The 15,649-nt window shown below is 74.5% G+C and carries 11 protein-coding genes; 2 read left to right on the plus strand and 9 right to left on the minus strand.

The window, feature by feature from the left end; genetic code table 11:
* The first annotated feature begins 24 nt into the window (after positions 1-24).
* Entirely contained in the window at positions 25-633 is a 609-nt protein-coding gene (locus ACI78U_RS05195) for a copper resistance CopC family protein (protein WP_456874231.1), read from the plus strand.
* Positions 634-705: 72 nt separating this feature from the next.
* Here ACI78U_RS05195 and uvrA read toward each other — a convergent pair whose 3' ends face one another.
* Entirely contained in the window at positions 706-3,603 is a 2,898-nt protein-coding gene (uvrA, locus tag ACI78U_RS05200) for an excinuclease ABC subunit UvrA (RefSeq protein WP_456874232.1), read from the minus strand.
* Positions 3,604-3,743: 140 nt separating this feature from the next.
* Positions 3,744-5,156, minus strand: coding sequence for an amidase (locus ACI78U_RS05205; protein WP_456874233.1), 1,413 nt, complete (start codon positions 5,154-5,156; stop codon positions 3,744-3,746).
* 48 nt (positions 5,157-5,204) lie between these two features.
* Between ACI78U_RS05205 and ACI78U_RS05210 the strand changes: the two genes are divergently transcribed.
* Positions 5,205-5,861, plus strand: coding sequence for an MBL fold metallo-hydrolase (locus ACI78U_RS05210; RefSeq protein WP_456874234.1), 657 nt, complete (start codon positions 5,205-5,207; stop codon positions 5,859-5,861).
* Between the two features lie 395 nt (positions 5,862-6,256).
* Here ACI78U_RS05210 and ACI78U_RS05215 read toward each other — a convergent pair whose 3' ends face one another.
* From ACI78U_RS05215 to ACI78U_RS05245, 7 genes are all read right to left on the minus strand, one after another.
* A complete protein-coding gene (locus ACI78U_RS05215; RefSeq protein WP_456874235.1) occupies positions 6,257-8,812 on the minus strand; it encodes an MDR family MFS transporter in 2,556 nt (851 codons plus the stop codon).
* 324 nt (positions 8,813-9,136) lie between these two features.
* Positions 9,137-9,913: a TerD family protein gene (locus ACI78U_RS05220; protein WP_456874236.1), complete on the minus strand. Its 777-nt coding sequence runs from the start codon at positions 9,911-9,913 to the stop codon at positions 9,137-9,139.
* Between the two features lie 106 nt (positions 9,914-10,019).
* Positions 10,020-11,759: a prolyl oligopeptidase family serine peptidase gene (locus tag ACI78U_RS05225; protein WP_456874237.1), complete on the minus strand. Its 1,740-nt coding sequence runs from the start codon at positions 11,757-11,759 to the stop codon at positions 10,020-10,022.
* A gap of 71 nt (positions 11,760-11,830) precedes the next feature.
* Positions 11,831-12,811, minus strand: a complete 981-nt coding sequence (locus tag ACI78U_RS05230; protein ID WP_456874238.1) for an AIM24 family protein — start codon at positions 12,809-12,811, stop codon at positions 11,831-11,833.
* A 10-nt stretch (positions 12,812-12,821) separates the two neighbouring features.
* Complete coding sequence (locus tag ACI78U_RS05235; RefSeq protein WP_456874239.1) at positions 12,822-13,466, minus strand: AIM24 family protein; 645 nt, start codon at positions 13,464-13,466, stop codon at positions 12,822-12,824.
* 3 nt (positions 13,467-13,469) lie between these two features.
* A complete protein-coding gene (locus ACI78U_RS05240) occupies positions 13,470-14,087 on the minus strand; it encodes an AIM24 family protein (protein ID WP_456874240.1) in 618 nt (205 codons plus the stop codon).
* A gap of 318 nt (positions 14,088-14,405) precedes the next feature.
* Positions 14,406-15,527, minus strand: coding sequence for a DUF475 domain-containing protein (locus tag ACI78U_RS05245; RefSeq protein ID WP_456874241.1), 1,122 nt, complete (start codon positions 15,525-15,527; stop codon positions 14,406-14,408).
* Positions 15,528-15,649 lie beyond the last annotated feature (122 nt).

Consider the following 15,649-nt stretch of genomic DNA (forward strand, 5'->3'; position numbering starts at 1 on the left):
AACACTCTGTGCCCTGGAGGTCCCGTGCTGCCTGTCCCCCGTCCGCTCGCCGCGCTCGTGCGGCTCCTGGCGACGGCGGTCCTCGCCCTCGGCCTCGTGATGGCCGTCCCGGGCACCGCCTCGGCGCACACCGCCCTGCGTGCCACCGAGCCCGCCGCCGACAGCACCGTGACGACCACCCCGCAGGCGGTCACCCTCACCTTCAGCGCGAGCGTGCTCGGCGGCGAGGTCGCGGTGGCCGGCCCCGACGGGACGCCCGTCGGCGCCGGCCCGGTGGTCCACGACGGCGCCGTCCTGACCGCGCCCGTCACCCTGGTCGCAGCGGGCCGGCACACGGTCACCTGGTCGGCCGTCGCCGACGACGGTCACGCCCTGGACGGCACCTTCGCGTTCCAGTACGCCCCCGCCGCTCCCCCGCCGGCGACCGCGCCGACCACCTCCGCCCCGACGACCGACCCCGCCGGCGCCACGGCCGGCCCGACGGCCGACGGGACGCCGTCGAGCGCCGGGACCGACACGGCGTCCGCGGCGTCCGACGACGGCGGCCTCCCCGGCTGGGTGCTGCCCGCCGCCGTGGTGGCCGTGCTCGCCGCCGGCGCGGCCACGGTCCTCCGGCTCCGCCGCCGCGGCTGAGCGGCCCCCCGCTACGCCGACGGCGCCGGTCCCGGGACTCCGGGACCGGCGCCGTCGTGAGCGGACAGGCGGTCAGCTGGCGCGCTTGCGCGTGGCCCGCTTCTTCGGGCCGGCCGCCGCGGCCTCGATCGCCTCGGGGTCGAGCAGCGGCACCAGGTACCGACCGGTGTGCGACTCGGGCACCGACGCGACGAACTCCGGTGGCCCCTCGGCCACGACCGTGCCGCCGCGGAACCCGCCCTCGGGGCCCATGTCGATCAGCCAGTCGGCGCTCTTGATGACGTCGAGGTTGTGCTCGATGACGATCACCGAGTTGCCCTTGTCGACCAGCCCCTGCAGCACCAGCAGCAGCTTGCGGATGTCCTCGAAGTGCAGGCCGGTGGTCGGCTCGTCGAGGACGTACACGCTGCGGCCGTTGGACCGCTTCTGCAGCTCGCTGGCCAGCTTCACCCGCTGCGCCTCACCGCCGGAGAGCGTCGTCGCCGGCTGGCCGAGCCGCACGTACCCCAGCCCGACGTCGGTGAGGGTGCGCAGGTACCGCGAGATCGAGGGGATCGCGGCGAAGAACTCCGCGGCCTCCTCGATGGGCATGTCGAGGACCTCGGCCACCGTCTTGCCCTTGTAGTGCACCTCGAGGGTCTCCCGGTTGAACCGGGCGCCCTTGCACACCTCGCACGGGACGTAGACGTCCGGCAGGAAGTTCATCTCGATCTTGATCGTGCCGTCGCCCGAGCACGCCTCGCAGCGCCCGCCCTTGACGTTGAAGGAGAACCGTCCCGGCTGGTAGCCGCGGATCTTCGCCTCCGACGTCTGCGCGAACAGCTTGCGGACCTGGTCCCAGACCCCGGTGTAGGTGGCCGGGTTCGACCGCGGCGTGCGGCCGATCGGCGACTGGTCGACGTGCACGACCTTGTCCAGGTGCTCCAGACCGGTCACCGTGCGGTGCCGCCCGGGGACCATCCGCGCCCGGTTCAGCTGGTTGGCCAGCACCGTGTAGAGGATGTCGTTGACCAGGCTGGACTTGCCCGACCCGGACACCCCGGTGACCCCGACCAGCAGGCCCAGCGGGAAGGTGACGTCGACGCCCTTGAGGTTGTGCTCGCGGGCGCCCTTGACCACCAGCTCGCGGCCGGGCTGCGGCTGCCGCCGCACCGCCGGCACGGTGATCTCCTTGCGCCCCGACAGGTACTGCCCGGTCAGCGACCGCTCGCTGGCCAGCAGCTCCTCGACCGGACCGCTGACGATCACCTCGCCGCCGTGCTCGCCGGCGCCGGGACCGATGTCGACCACCCAGTCGGCGGTCTTGATCGTGTCCTCGTCGTGCTCGACGACGATGAGCGTGTTGCCCATGTCCCGCAGCCGCACCAGCGTCTCGATCAGCCGGGTGTTGTCGCGCTGGTGCAGCCCGATCGAGGGCTCGTCGAGGACGTACAGGACGCCCACCAGCCCCGACCCGATCTGGGTGGCCAGCCGGATCCGCTGCGCCTCGCCGCCGGCCAGCGTCGCCGCCGGCCGGTCGAGGGACAGGTAGTCCAGGCCGACGTCGACGAGGAAGGACAGCCGCGCCTGGATCTCCTTGAGCACGCGGTCGGCGATCGCCCGCTCCCGCTCGCCGAGCTCCAGCGCGCGCAGCCAGTCCGCGGCCTCGCCGATCGACAGGCCGGTGACCTCGGCAATCGAGCGGCCGTTGAGCTTGACCGCGAGGATCTCGGGCTTGAGGCGGGTGCCGTGGCAGACGGGACAGGGCACGTCGCGCATGTAGCCCTCGTACTTGTCCCGCATGTAGTCGCTGTCGGTGTCCTCGTGCCGCCGCTCCAGGAAGGGCAATACGCCCTCGAACGCGGCGTAGTAGCTGCGCTCGCGGCCGTAGCGGTTCTTGTAGCGGACGTGCACCTGGTCCGGCGAGCCGTGCAGCACGGCCTTCTGCACCTTGGCCGGCAGCTTCTCCCACGGGGTGTCCATGGAGAAGCCGAGCTGGTCGGCGAGACCGGCCAGCAGCCGCTGGAAGTACTCGTTGCTCATCGACCCGGCCCACGGGGCGACCGCGCCGTCGGCGAGGCTCTTCTCCGGGTCGGGGACGACGAGGTCGGGGTCGACCTCCTTGCGGGTGCCGATGCCGGTGCACTCGGGGCAGGCGCCGAACGGCGAGTTGAACGAGAAGCTGCGCGGCTCGAGCGCCTCGAACGACAGGCCGTCGTCGACGCAGGCCAGGTGCTCGGAGAAGGTGCGCTCCCGCTCGGGGTCGCCCTCGGGCAGGTCGACGAAGTCGAGCACGACCAGCCCGCCGGCGAGGCCGAGCGCGGTCTCGACCGAGTCGGTCAGCCGGCGCTTGGCGCTCTCCTTGACCGTCAGCCGGTCGACGATCACCTCGATCGTGTGCTTCTCCTGCTTCTTCAGCTTCGGCGGCTCGGTGAGCGGGTGCACCGTGCCGTCGACCCGGACGCGGGAGAAGCCCTGCGTCTGCAGCGAGCTGAACAGGTCGACGTACTCACCCTTGCGCGCCCGCACGACCGGGGCGAGCACCTGGAAGCGGGTGCCCTCCTCCATCGCCAGCACCTGGTCGACGATCTGCTGCGGCGTCTGCCGGGAGATCGGCTTGCCGCAGTTGGGACAGTGCGGCTGGCCGGCGCGGGCGTAGAGCAGCCGGAGGTAGTCGTAGACCTCGGTGATCGTGCCCACCGTCGAGCGCGGGTTGCGGTTGGTCGACTTCTGGTCGATCGAGACCGCCGGTGACAGGCCCTCGATGAAGTCGACGTCGGGCTTGTCCATCTGGCCGAGGAACTGGCGGGCGTAGGCCGACAGCGACTCGACGTAGCGCCGCTGGCCCTCGGCGAAGATGGTGTCGAAGGCCAGGCTCGACTTGCCCGACCCCGACAGCCCGGTGAAGACGATCAGGGCGTCGCGGGGCAGGTCGAGGTGGACGTCCTTGAGGTTGTGCTCACGGGCGCCGCGGACGACGAGACGGTCCAATGTGATCCCTGTCGGTCAGCCGGGCCGGCCGGTCTCGCCGGGCCCTGCGTGGTGGTGTCGAGTTGTCGATACGGGGAACGCCGTCACTGCCCGGGCGCAATCCGTGACGAGGGCGACGTTGCCGCCTGGTGCGGGTGTGCTCAGACGGGAGCCGGGGACGGCGCTCCGGCGGGGTCGAAGACCGGCGCGTGCCGGCGCCAGGGCTGCCGGCGCTCCAGCTCTCCGGCCAGCCAGAGTAGTCGCGTCTCGCTGTCCGGGGGGCCGGCCAGCTGGACGGCCAGCGGCACCCCCTCGGCGCGCGTGCCGACGGGCACCACGACCGCCGGGACGCCGGCCAGGTTCCACGGCGCCGCCCACGGCGCCCACCGGGCCTGGGTGCCCACGTTCACGACGAACCCCCGTTCGTGCCAGGGCCGCGCGGGCAGCGGCGGGCCGTTGGTGATCGGGGTGAGCAGCACGTCGAGGTCGTCGTCGGCGAAGAAGGCCTCCGTCCGCGCCCGGAACCGCTCGGCGGTCGCGGGCCGGACCAGCCCCGCCCGCCGGACCAGCCGGCCCAGGCGGGCGTGGGCGCGGCTGCGCGGCTGCAGCGCCCCCGGGTCCAGGCCGAGTGCCGCGGCGTCGTCCGCCGCGCCGGCCAACCAGCGGGCGATCGTGCCGACGGTCGCGTCCGGCGTCGTCCCCGGGTGGCGCTCGACGACGACGTGCCCTGCCCCGCGGAGCAGCCGCACCGTCCGCTGGACCGCCGCCCGGGTGGGGCCGTCGGGCCGGCTCCCGGCCAGCGGTGAGCGCAGGCTGACGGCGATCCGCAGCGGCCGGCCCGGGTCGGCCGGGGGCGACGACGGGCGCCCCGCGAGGACGGCGGTACCCAGCGCGACGTCGGCGACGGTGGTGGCCAGGACGCCGTTCTCGACCATGCCGCCCCAGTCGAGCGCCAGCGTGGGCAGCACCCCCCGGCCGGGCTTGAGGGTGACCAGCCCGCACGCGGCCGCCGGCAGTCGCAGCGACCCCATGCCGTCGTTGCCGAGGGCGAGCGGCACCACCCCGGCGGCGACCGCGGCGGCGCTTCCCCCGGAGCTCCCGGCGGGCGACAGCGCGGTGTCCCACGGGTTGCGGGTGACGGTGCCCGGCCCGTCCGTGGCGGCGTAGAGGCAGAGCTCGGGCACGCGGGTCACGCCCACGACGACCGCTCCCGCGGCGCGCAGCCGGGCGACCGCCTCGTGGTCGGCGTCGGCAGGGACGCCCGGGTGGGCCGCGCAGCCGTCGGTCACCGCCTCGCCGGCCACGGCGACGTTGTCCTTGACGGCCACCGGGACGCCGGCCAGCGGGAGGGACGCGCGGTCGGGCCGGGCGTCGACCTCCGCCGCCTCGGCCAGGGCCGCCTCGGCGCGGACCACGCGGAACGCGCCGATCCGCGGCTCGACGTCGTCGAGGTGGGCCAGGTGCGCGCGCACCACCTCGACGGCGGAGAGCTCCCCGGCGCGCACGCGGGCGGCGATCGCGGTGGCGGGCAGACCGACGACCCGGGCGCCGCCGGGACCTCCGCTAGCGTCCATGGACGCGACCGTAACCGCGGTCGACGACAGTTCTCGAACGGAGGCCCGATGAGCTACACCGGCGACGTCGAGGTGGGCGGCCCGGCCGACGTGCGGGAGCTGCCGGGGCTCGTGGTCAGCAAGGTCGCGGTCAGCGAGATGGTCAACAACGCCTACCTGCTGCGCTGCACCGCGACCGGCCAGGCGCTCCTGGTCGACGCCGCGGCCGAGCCCGAGACGCTGCGGGCGCTGGTCGGGGACGCCGACCTGCGCACCGTCGTCACCACGCACGGGCACTGGGACCACCACCGCGCGCTGCCCGACGTCGTCGCGGCCACCGGCGCGACGACCGTCGCGCACGCGGCCGACGCCGCCGACCTGCCGGTGCCGGTGGACCGGACCGTCGCGCACGGCGACACCGTCGAGGTCGGCGAGCAGGTGCTCGAGGTGGTGCACCTGCGCGGGCACACGCCGGGCAGCATCACGCTGGTCTGGCGGGGGCCGGGCGACGCCGGCACGCACGCCTTCACCGGGGACAGCCTCTTCCCCGGCGGCGTCGGCAAGACCTGGTCGCCGGAGGACTTCGCCAGCCTGATCGACGACGTCGAGCAGCGGCTGTTCGCCGTGCTGCCCGACGGGACGTGGGTCTACCCCGGCCACGGCAAGGACACGACGCTGGGCGCCGAGCGTCCCCACCTCGGGGAGTGGCGCGCCCGAGGCTGGTGACCTGGAGGTCCGTGTCGGTGCCCAGGCCGTGTGCGAGCAGTCCGCCCAGGGAGCGGGCAGGCATGTCGGTGCCGGGAAGCAGGCGAGTGGCCTGTTCCGCGCCTGGCAGCCGGCCGGCAGGTGGGCGGCGATCCTCACCGGTCCGCAGGCGAGGGACGCCGAGGCCGGGCTGATCGAGTGGGTGGTGTCGGTGGACGCCACGATCAACCGCGCGCACCACCACGCCGCCGGAGCCCGCCGCCACCCCGACCGGCAGGTCGAACCACCCGGAGGAGCTCGCCGATCACGGACCGGGCCACTCCCGAGGCGGGTGGGCCACCAAGGTGCATCTCGCGTGCGAGCAAGGCCGTGACCAGGAGCTGACGGGTCACACCACCACCGCGTGCCGCGGGCCGTCACGGCGACGGAGCCGCGGAGATGCCCTCGTCGGCGGGACCGGTCGAGACGGCCGGAGCACTCGTCTCCGTGGTCGGTGCCGTCGTCGTGGTCGGTGCCGTGGTCGGCGCCGTCGTCGTGGTCGGCGCCGTCGTCGTGGTCGGTGCCGTCGTCGTGGTCGCTGCCGTGGTCGGCGCCGTCGTCGTGGTCGGCGCCGTCGTCGTGGTCGGTGCCGTCGTCGTGGTCGGTGCCGTGGTCGGTGTCGTCGTCGTGGTCGGTGTCGTCGTCGTGGTCGGTGCCGTCGTCGTGGTCGGTGCCGTCGTCGTGGTCGGTGCCGTGGTCGGCGCGGCCGTGGTCGTGCTCGGCGCCGCCACCGTCGTCGTAGCAGCCGCCGCCGTCGTCGTCCTGGCCGCTGTCGTGGCAGGGGGCACCTGGACGAGCGGAGTGTCACCGGCCGCGGGAGAGGACACGGCCCCGCCACCCGTGGTCTCCTGCTCCTCCGGAGGCGACGGCTCGGGAAGGACGGGGTCGGCGAGCGGCGAGGGGATCGGTCCGGTCGGGACCGGAGTACCGGCGTCCCCACCGCTGATCGCCGACGTCCGCCCGTCCGCGGCCTGACTGTCCCCGCGGTCCCGGGAGGCCTGCACAGCACCGCCCGCTCCGATGAGCATCCCGAGCGCGGCGGCGCTGACCAGGAGGTGCCTGGTCCTCCCGCGGACCCGACGGGGCGGGGCCGCGGACGTGACCCGGCCGAGGCCCGCCAGCAGCCACCGGCGACCCGGGGGGACGGGGATGGGGGGCCGGGTGCGGCGAGTGGCCGCGTGCCTGGGCCGGCCGGTGGGCCGTGGGGTGGACATCGGCGCCGCCGCACCCGCCGCCAGGACGGCCTGTTCGGTGGTGGCCCCGGCCGCCGGGGCGCCGGCGGCCCGCCGGGCGGCCGCCTGGCGCGCCTCGATGCCGGACGTGGTGCTCAGTGCCAGCTGGGGCAGGAACAGGAAGACGAAGAACCCGAGCGCCGCAACGCACGCGGCGATGAGGAACACCAGGTCGATGGCGTCCGAGAACCCGGCCTCGAAGGGCAGCGCGAGGTGCGACGGCAGTCCCTGGACGAACGAGGTGTCCGACAGGTCCCCGCCGGCCGGCAACCGGCCGCTCTGCACCGCCTCGGCGACCCGTGGATCGCCCGCTGCGGCGGAGGTCACCGCCTGTTCGATCTCCACGGGCAGGCGGATGACCAACACGGAGAGGAACGCGGCGGTCCCGAGCGTGGCGCCCATCTGGCGGAAGAAGGTGACCGACGAGGTCGCGACGCCCATCTCGTCCGGCGGGACGGCGTTCTGCACGGCGAGGACGGCCGGCTGGAAGTTGAAGCCGAGCCCGATGCCGAGCAGGACCATGAACGGCGCCAGCGTTCCGAGCGACGTCCCGGCGCCGACCACGACGGACAACGACGCCAGGGCGGTGGCCATGAGGACCGTCCCGGCCAGCGGGAACACCTTGTAGCGGCCGGTCCTGGAGATCACGACACCCGAGCTCGCCGCGCCGGCCATGATGCCGGCGACCAGCGGGATCATCTGCAGGCCGGCGACCGTGGCGCTGGAGCCGTGCACGATCTGCAGGTACTGCGGGAGCAGCAGCAGCCCGCCGAACATGGCCGCGCCCACCACCGTGCTGCCCACGGTGGCGATGCGGAAGGTGCGGTTGCGGAACAGCCGCAGCGGCAGCAGCGCCTCGTCGCCGTAGGCCCGCTCGGCGAGCAGGAAGGCTCCGAAGCCGACGGCGCCGATGCAGTAGCAGGCCACGGCGGAAGCCGAGGTCCAACCCCAGGTGCGGCCCTGCTCGGCCACGATCAGCAGCGGCACGATGCAGGTGACCAGGGACAGGGCGCCGGGCCAGTCGATGCGGTGCTCCCGGCGCTCGTGCGGCAGGTGCAGCACCCGGTACACGGCGGCGAAGGCGAGCAGGCCCAGCGGCACGTTGACGTAGAAGATCCAGCGCCAGCCGTCGAGGCCGAGCAGCGAGGACTGGCCGGCGAGGAAGCCGCCGATGACCGGACCCAGGACGCTGGAGCTGCCGAAGACGGCCATGAAGTAGCCCTGGTACCGCGAGCGCTCCCGCGGCGGCACGATGTCACCGATGATCGCCAGGGCCAGCGACATCAGGCCGCCGGCGCCGATGCCCTGCACGGCCCGGAACGCGGCCAGCTGGTACATCGTGTCGGCCAGGCCGCACAGCACCGAGCCGAGCACGAACACCCCGATGGCGAACAGGTAGAACGGCCGCCGCCCGTAGATGTCGGAGAGCTTGCCGTACAGCGGCGTGGCGATCGTCGAGGTGATGAGGAACGCCGTCGTCGCCCACGCCTGCAGGTCGTAGCCCTGCAGGTCGTCGGCGATCGTGCGGATGGCGGTGGCGACCACGGTCTGGTCGAGGGCGGCGAGGAACATCGCCACCATCAGGCCGACGATGATCGTGCGGATCTGCCGGTGGGTGAAGGCACCACTGGGATCCGCTCCAGCGGCCGCCGCGTTGGCGTCCCCCGGGTCGACCGCCCTGACGCGGGTGGTCTCGTTCATGAGCTCTCCCCGGGGAGGACCGGCCAGGACGGCGCCGCCGACGCCCCACCCGTGTCGTGGTGCCCGGTCCTCGGGGCAGCGGTCGTCGGCGTGGCCTCTCGTGGACCGTCTCGTCCGGCTACCGGCCCCGGATGAGATCTGTGTCAGGACCGGGCCCACGCTAGGGCCGGTCCGGCGACGGCCACATCCGTCGCAGGTCCCGTTCCGGGTGCACGACCATCGAGTAGGAGAGGTCCGGGAGGCCCTACGACCCGAGGCGCGGGTCGCCGCCACGGGGCCGGCGCGCCCCGGGCTGGTGAGCCCCGGGCGCGCCGGCTCAGCGGCTCACTTGCGGCCGGGCGTCCAGTCCATGCCCCAGCCGTAGGTGCGGTCGAGCACGTCCTGGCCGCCGTGCACGTAGCGCACCTCGCGGTTGACGACGAGTTGCCCGCCCTGGTTCTGGATCATCGCGATCGCGCAGATCCGGGCCCGCGGGTCGTGCTCGTCGAGACGCACCTCGATCTGCGGCCCGTTCGCCGGGAACATCGTGACGACGGCGTCGGCCTGACCCCAGTTCGGCACGCCCTCGTAGATCAGCGCGAACACCAGGATCCGGCGGATGAGCTGCGTGTGCTGCAGGTCGATCAGCAGGTTCTCGCCGCCGGAGTTCGAGCCCGACCGGTCGTCGCCGTCCAGCCACGCGATCGCCCGGCCGCCGCCCAGGTCGTGCTGCCCGCGGAAGGCGTTGCCCAGCGCCTGGATGACGCCCTTCGACCCGTCGGCGTACTCGTAGAGGCAGCCCAGGTCGAGGTCGATCGCCCCGCCGCCGGCGGCCGCGGCCAGCCGCTTGAGGAAGCCGCCGCCACCGCCTCCGCCGCCCCCGGGCCTGGAGTTCCAGTTGAGGTTGACCCTCAGCACGCCCGTGGTGCCGGCCGTCTTGGTCAGCGAGACCGACGGCGAGGACTTGGTGAGCGACACCTTGCTCATGTTCACGCCGCCCGGCTGCGCGGCCGGCGGCTGCTGCCCGTACGGCTGCGGCTGACCGTAGGGACCGGGCTGCGGCGGCTGGCCCTGCGGCGGCTGGGGCGGCGGGGACTTCGGACGTTTCGTGTAGTCGACCACGGAGACCTCCCGCAGGCCCCCGGCGGACCGGGTCCTGCTCGCTGAGCGGCGGATTGCGTGCCCCGACCCTAGGGGGCGCCCCTCTCCTCAGGTCCGCGCCCCGCGCTCAGCCGGAGGCCTCCGCCACCTCGTCGGCGGGCCCCGTCGCCGCCACGGGCAGCCAGCGGTCCCACCAGTCGAGCAGGTGCTCGAGCCGGGCCGCCCGGTGCCGCGGCCGGCCCGCCGCGGCGTCGTCCCCGGGGACGAGCAGCAGCGCGCTGGGCACCCGCCGGCGCTGCAGCGCCGCGAACAGCCGCCGGCCGGCCCCGGCCGGGCAGCGCTCGTCCTGCACGCCGAGCGTCGGCGTGACGACGGCCGCGACGTCGGCGGGGTCGTCCGCCCCCCACGGGTCAGGCCCCCCGGTCCAGTCGACGACGGCGGCCGCGAACCGGTCGGTGCGGGTCAGCAGCGGCACGCTGCCGGGCCCGCCGGCGAGACCGACCCGGCCGGCGTCGAGGGCGGGGTCGGCGAGGACGGCGTCGAGCAGGGCGAGCACGTCGCCGGCGTCCGCGTCGCACCGCACCACCGCGTAGCCGGCCGAGACGTGCACCTGCACCACGTCGGCCAGCGACCACTCCGGCCGCGCCGGTCCGGGCTCCAGCAGCACGGGATGCGGGCCCGGCCCCGGCGGCACGGTCACCCACACCCGCTCCTCCGTCCCGTCCGGGGTGACGACGGCGCGCTGCGCGGTGCGGTGCAGCCGGCCGGTCGCGCCCAGCGCGGAGCCGAAGCCGGTGAGCAGCCGACGCCGGCCGGGCGTGATCGCGACCAACTCCCCGGCCGAGCGGTCGTGGGCGACCGTGGCGACGACGACGCCGGCCGCGGCGGCACACCCGTGCACGGCGAACGGGCCGTCGACCAGCGTCGCGGACGGGCCGCCGTCGAGCGGCACCCGCACCAGCTCGACGTCACCCTCCCGCTCGGCGCCCACGAGCACCGCCCCGCCGTCGCGCACGGGCCCCGGCGCGCCGTCGGGCACCACCCGCCCCAGCACCGGCTCGAGCTCTCCCCCGGACACCGGCACCCGGCAGAGGACCGGCGCGGACGCGGCGACGTCGAGACCGTCGGGGCCCAGGTCGGGACGGGCGACGACGAGGACCGTCGTGCCGGCCGCGTCGAACACCGGCTGCCGGCACGCGCCGCGGCTGCGGGTGACCCGCCGCGGGCGGCCGCCGGTCACCGGGACCAGGTAGACGTCGCGGACGGCGTCGCGGTCGGCGCCGGGGTGCCGGGCGGCGACGAAGGCGAGGGCGGTGCCGTCGGGCGACCAGGTCACGTCGGCGTCGTGCCCGGCGCCGTCGGTCAGCTGTCGCGGTGCCGGGAGCGCACCGGCGTCGTCACCCAGCGGGTCCGCCGGCAGGTCGAGGACGACCACGCAGGTCCGTGGCGCACCGGCACGGGTGCTCAGCGACGTGACCAGCCGCGGCCCGTCGTCGGCCGCGGGCACGGGGACGATCCAGGCCAGCCGCCGGGAGTCCGGCGACCACACCGGGGCGCCGGCCGGCCCGTCGGTGAGCCGCCGGGGGGCGCCGCCGGCGGTGGGCAGCAGGTGCACCTGCGGCGGGCCGCCGAGGGGAGCCGACAGGTAGGCCAGCCAGCGCCCGTCCGGGGAGAACGCCGGCGCGGAGTCGTGCGCGCCGGAGGTGAGCGGGCGGGCCGGCGCGGAGCCGTCGGTGGGCACGGCCCACAGCTGCCCGCGCACGCCGTCGGCGTCGGCCCGGTCGACGGCGACCACCGCCATGCGCCCGTCGGGCGAGACGGTGGGCGTCCCCGGCGTGCGCACGAGGGCGAGGTCGGCGGGCCGCATGGCGCACCGAGCGTAGTGCAGCGCTCACCCCCGGCCCGGGTCCGCGCGGGACCCGGGCCGGGGACGGCGGACTACTGCTGCTGGGACCGGGCCACGAGCCGGTGGCCCAGCGAGCCGGCCTGGCTGTTGGTGAGCAGCTGCGTCTGGGACTCGACCAGCCGCAGCACGGCCGGGTCCTCGCGGGCGACCTCGGAGGACTGCAGCAGGATCGTGCCCTGCCCGGTGAAGTCGTACTGCCGCTCCTCGCCGGAGGCCCGGCCCAGCGCGCCGGACAGCATCCCGCGCAGGTTCTGGGTCATCCACTGCGCGTCGTGGTGCACCGACGGCGACGGGCAGTCGGCCCAGCCGAGCAGCGCGTCGGGGTCGGCCCGGAACGGCGGCTCGACGAAGATCACCGGCCCGTTGGACGAGGCGATGAACTTCCCCGTCCCGATGAGGGTGACGAAGCCCGGCACGATCGACTGCTTGAGCTCCAGCTGCTTGGAGAAGGCGCAGAGGTTGCTCGCCTTGATCGTCAGGTTGCCGTCGTCGAGGTCGTAGCTGTTGAGGTCGAAGCCCCGGTCGCCGATGAGCAGCTTGCCGTGGCCCTGGGCGACCACCCAGTCGGAGATGTACACCGGGCTGGAGAAGCGGGCGGCGACCCACGCCTGCGCCGACGAGTACTCGGTGACCGCGTCGAACTGGATGTTGCCGTAGTAGGCCAGCATCGCGCCCTTGCTCATGAACCACTCGCCGTTGAGCGCGATGCAGAACACGTAGGGGTTGACGTTGTCGTCGTCGGGCAGCGTGTGCGGGTTCAGCGTGCTCGGCACGCCGCTGGGCTGGCCGCCCGGCGCCGGCTGGCCGCCGTAGGGCTGCTGCGGCTGACCGCCGTAGGGCTGCGGCTGCCCGCCGGGGTGCTGGGGCGCGCCGTAGGGGGGCTGGCCGTAGGGCGGCTGGCCGTACGCGGGCTGCGGCTGCCCGCCGTAGGGCTGCGGCTGGCCGTAGGGCTGGGGCTGGCCGTAGGGGTTGCCCTGCGGCTGGCCGTAGGGGTTGCCGGGTGGGTAGGTCATCTCGTCGCCCTCAGAACTTCTTCTCGCTGGCCTGCACGTACACGGTGCCGTGGCCGCTGATCCTCAGCTGGAACGCCTCGCCGGACCCGCGGCCGACGACGTCGCGGAGGCCGACCTTGGCCGCGAGGTCGACCGACAGCTGGCCGACGTGGCCGACGTAGGCCTGCGGGTCGACGCCGACCTGCTGGCCGGCCAGCTGTAGCGGGAACGCGCCGCCGTGCGACAGCAGCGCGACCGCGCCGCGGCCGTGGACGTTGGTGGTGAACAGGCCCTGCCCGGTCATCGCGCCGCTGATCGCCTGCCGGATGCCGCCCGAGCCGAGGAACTGCACGCTGGTCTGCAGGGTCGCGTCGTGCGCCAGCAGCCGGTCGGCCTCGCACACCAGGGCGGCGTTGCCGTCGAGCTCCAGGACGGTGACGTGCAGGCCCTTGTAGCCGTAGAGCACCTGGCCGGTGCCCTCGGTGGCCATCATCGGGTTGGACTCGCCGGACATCGCCGCCCCGACCATGCCGCCGATGCCGCGGCCCTGCCCGTGCACCGGGCGGAACGCGACCTGCCCGGAGTAGCCGAGCATGGAGCCACGGCGGGCGAGCACCGGGGTGCCGGGGCCGACGTGCGCGCGCACGACCTTGCTGTTGACGGTCTCGAAGGACATGGCTCAGCGCTCCGCGGACTGGACGAGCACCAGGCCGGAGCCGGTGAAGCGGAGCGAGAACGGCTCGCCGGCGTCCTCGCCGACCAGCGACTTCCACGAGACGCCCGACACCAGGTTCATCGACAGCTGGCCGCGGGAGCCGACGTAGGCGTCCGGGTCGACGACGAGGTCGGCACCGGGCGCGACCTCCAGCGCCATGACCGGGCCCTCGGACACGATCGCCACCTGCCCGTGGCCGGTGACCGTCGTCGTCGCCAGGCCGTGCCCGCTGGTCATGCCGCGCAGGCCGGCGAACTGGACGTCGAGGCGCAGCTGCTCGGTGTGGGCGAGGATGTGCTGGCTCTCGACGGTGAGCGTGTCGCCGGCCAGGTCGACGACGAGGACGTCCATGGCGTCGAGCGCGAGGTAGACGCGGCCGTGGCCGGCGCAGTCCATCAGCGAGAGGCTCTCGCCGGCGACGGCGCGCTTGAGCGCCGCGCGCATGCCGCCGCCCCCGCCCATGCCGGAGCTCTTGAAGTCGACGTTGCCCTCGACGGCGACCATCGAGCCGCTGGCGGCGCGGACGCGGTCGCCCTGGAGGTCGGCGTGCAGGACGCGTTTGTGGGCGGTGAGCAGTGCCACGGATGCCTCTCGGTACGGGGATCGGGACCGGCGGGACCGTAACCGGAGGTCCCCCCGCGCGGAAGGTGCTCCGCCCCGGACCCACTCCCGGGTGTCCCGGACGCACCAGCGGGGGGGGGGGGGGGGGGGGGGGGGGGGGGGGGGGGGGGGGGGGGGTGGGGGGGGGGGGGGGGGTGGACCGCGGCGGGGGGGCGGGGGGGGGGGGAACGGGGGGGCCCCCCGGGGGGAAGTGGCCCCCCCCCCGCACCACCCCCGGGTTGCCCCGCACCCCCCCGCGGCCGGGGGGGGGGGCCCCGGGGCCCGCTGGGAGGGACGGCGTCAGCGCCGGCCGGCGACGACCTCCTCGTCGCGCGGCTCCTCGGCGTGGGCGGGCACCGCGGCCCGCTCCCGCCGGGACTCCAGGACGCTGCTGACCACCGCGGCGATGATGAACAGCAGGCCGGTCAGGCCGGTGACGTACTCGCTGATGTGGAACCGCAGCTCGAGGATCATGATCGCGGCGAGGAACCCGATGGCCCACATCGCGCCGTGCTCGAGGTAGCGGTACTCGTCGAGGGTGCCCTTGTCGACCATGTAGATGGTCAGCGACCGCACCCAGAAGGCGCCGATGCCCAGGCCCAGGGCGATGATGAAGATGTCGCTGCTCAGCGCGAAGGCGCCGATGACGCCGTCGAAGGAGAACGACGCGTCGAGCACCTCGAGGTAGAGGAACGCGGCGAAGCCGGCGCCGGCCACGGCCTTGGTCGCGGTGCCGGCCGCGTTGCCGCCGGTGGTCGACGCACCGGTGGCGGTCACGTCGTCGGCGTCGTCGTCCTCCGGGGCCTCCATGAGCTCGTTGAGGCCGCCGATCAGCAGGTAGGTGAACAGGCCGGCGAGGCCGGAGACGAGCACGGTGGCGTACTTGTCGTCGTCGGCGATCTGCGAGCCGATGTAGATGACCGCCAGCGCGATGATGATCGCGAGGTAGGGCAGCTTGCCGGCCTTGGCCAGCGGGCGCTCCAGCCAGGCCAGCCAGTGGATGTCCCGCTCCTCGTCGAAGAGGAAGTTCAGGAAGATCATCAGCAGGAAGATGCCGCCGAAGGTGTAGATCGCCTCGGCCGCGGCCTCGACGTTCTCGGCGTAGGCCTCCTGGTCCGACAGCGCCAGGTCCCACACCTCGGGGATGGACAGCTGCGCGGTCACCGCGACCAGCACGATCGGCAGCAGCAGCCGCATCCCGAACACGGCGATGAAGATGCCGACGTAGAGGAACAGCTTCCGCCACAGCGGGCTCATCCGGCGCAGCACCTTGGCGTTGACCACGGCGTTGTCGAACGAGAGACAGACCTCGAGCACGCCGAGGACGGCGACGGCCAGCAGGGCCGCCGGACCGCCGAACAGCACGGCGGTGACGAGCGCGGCCACCGTCAGACCGACGGAGAAGCCGAAGTAGCGGAGCATCAGGGTTTCCTTTCCGACGCCTGACGGACGAGGCGGCGACGAGTACGGCAGACAGCACCGAGCCGGATCGGCCGGGAGGCGAACCCACGGTCCAACGGGCCCCGGGTGCCAGACGTTCCCGC

This window comes from Geodermatophilus sp. SYSU D00710, assembly GCF_054050195.1.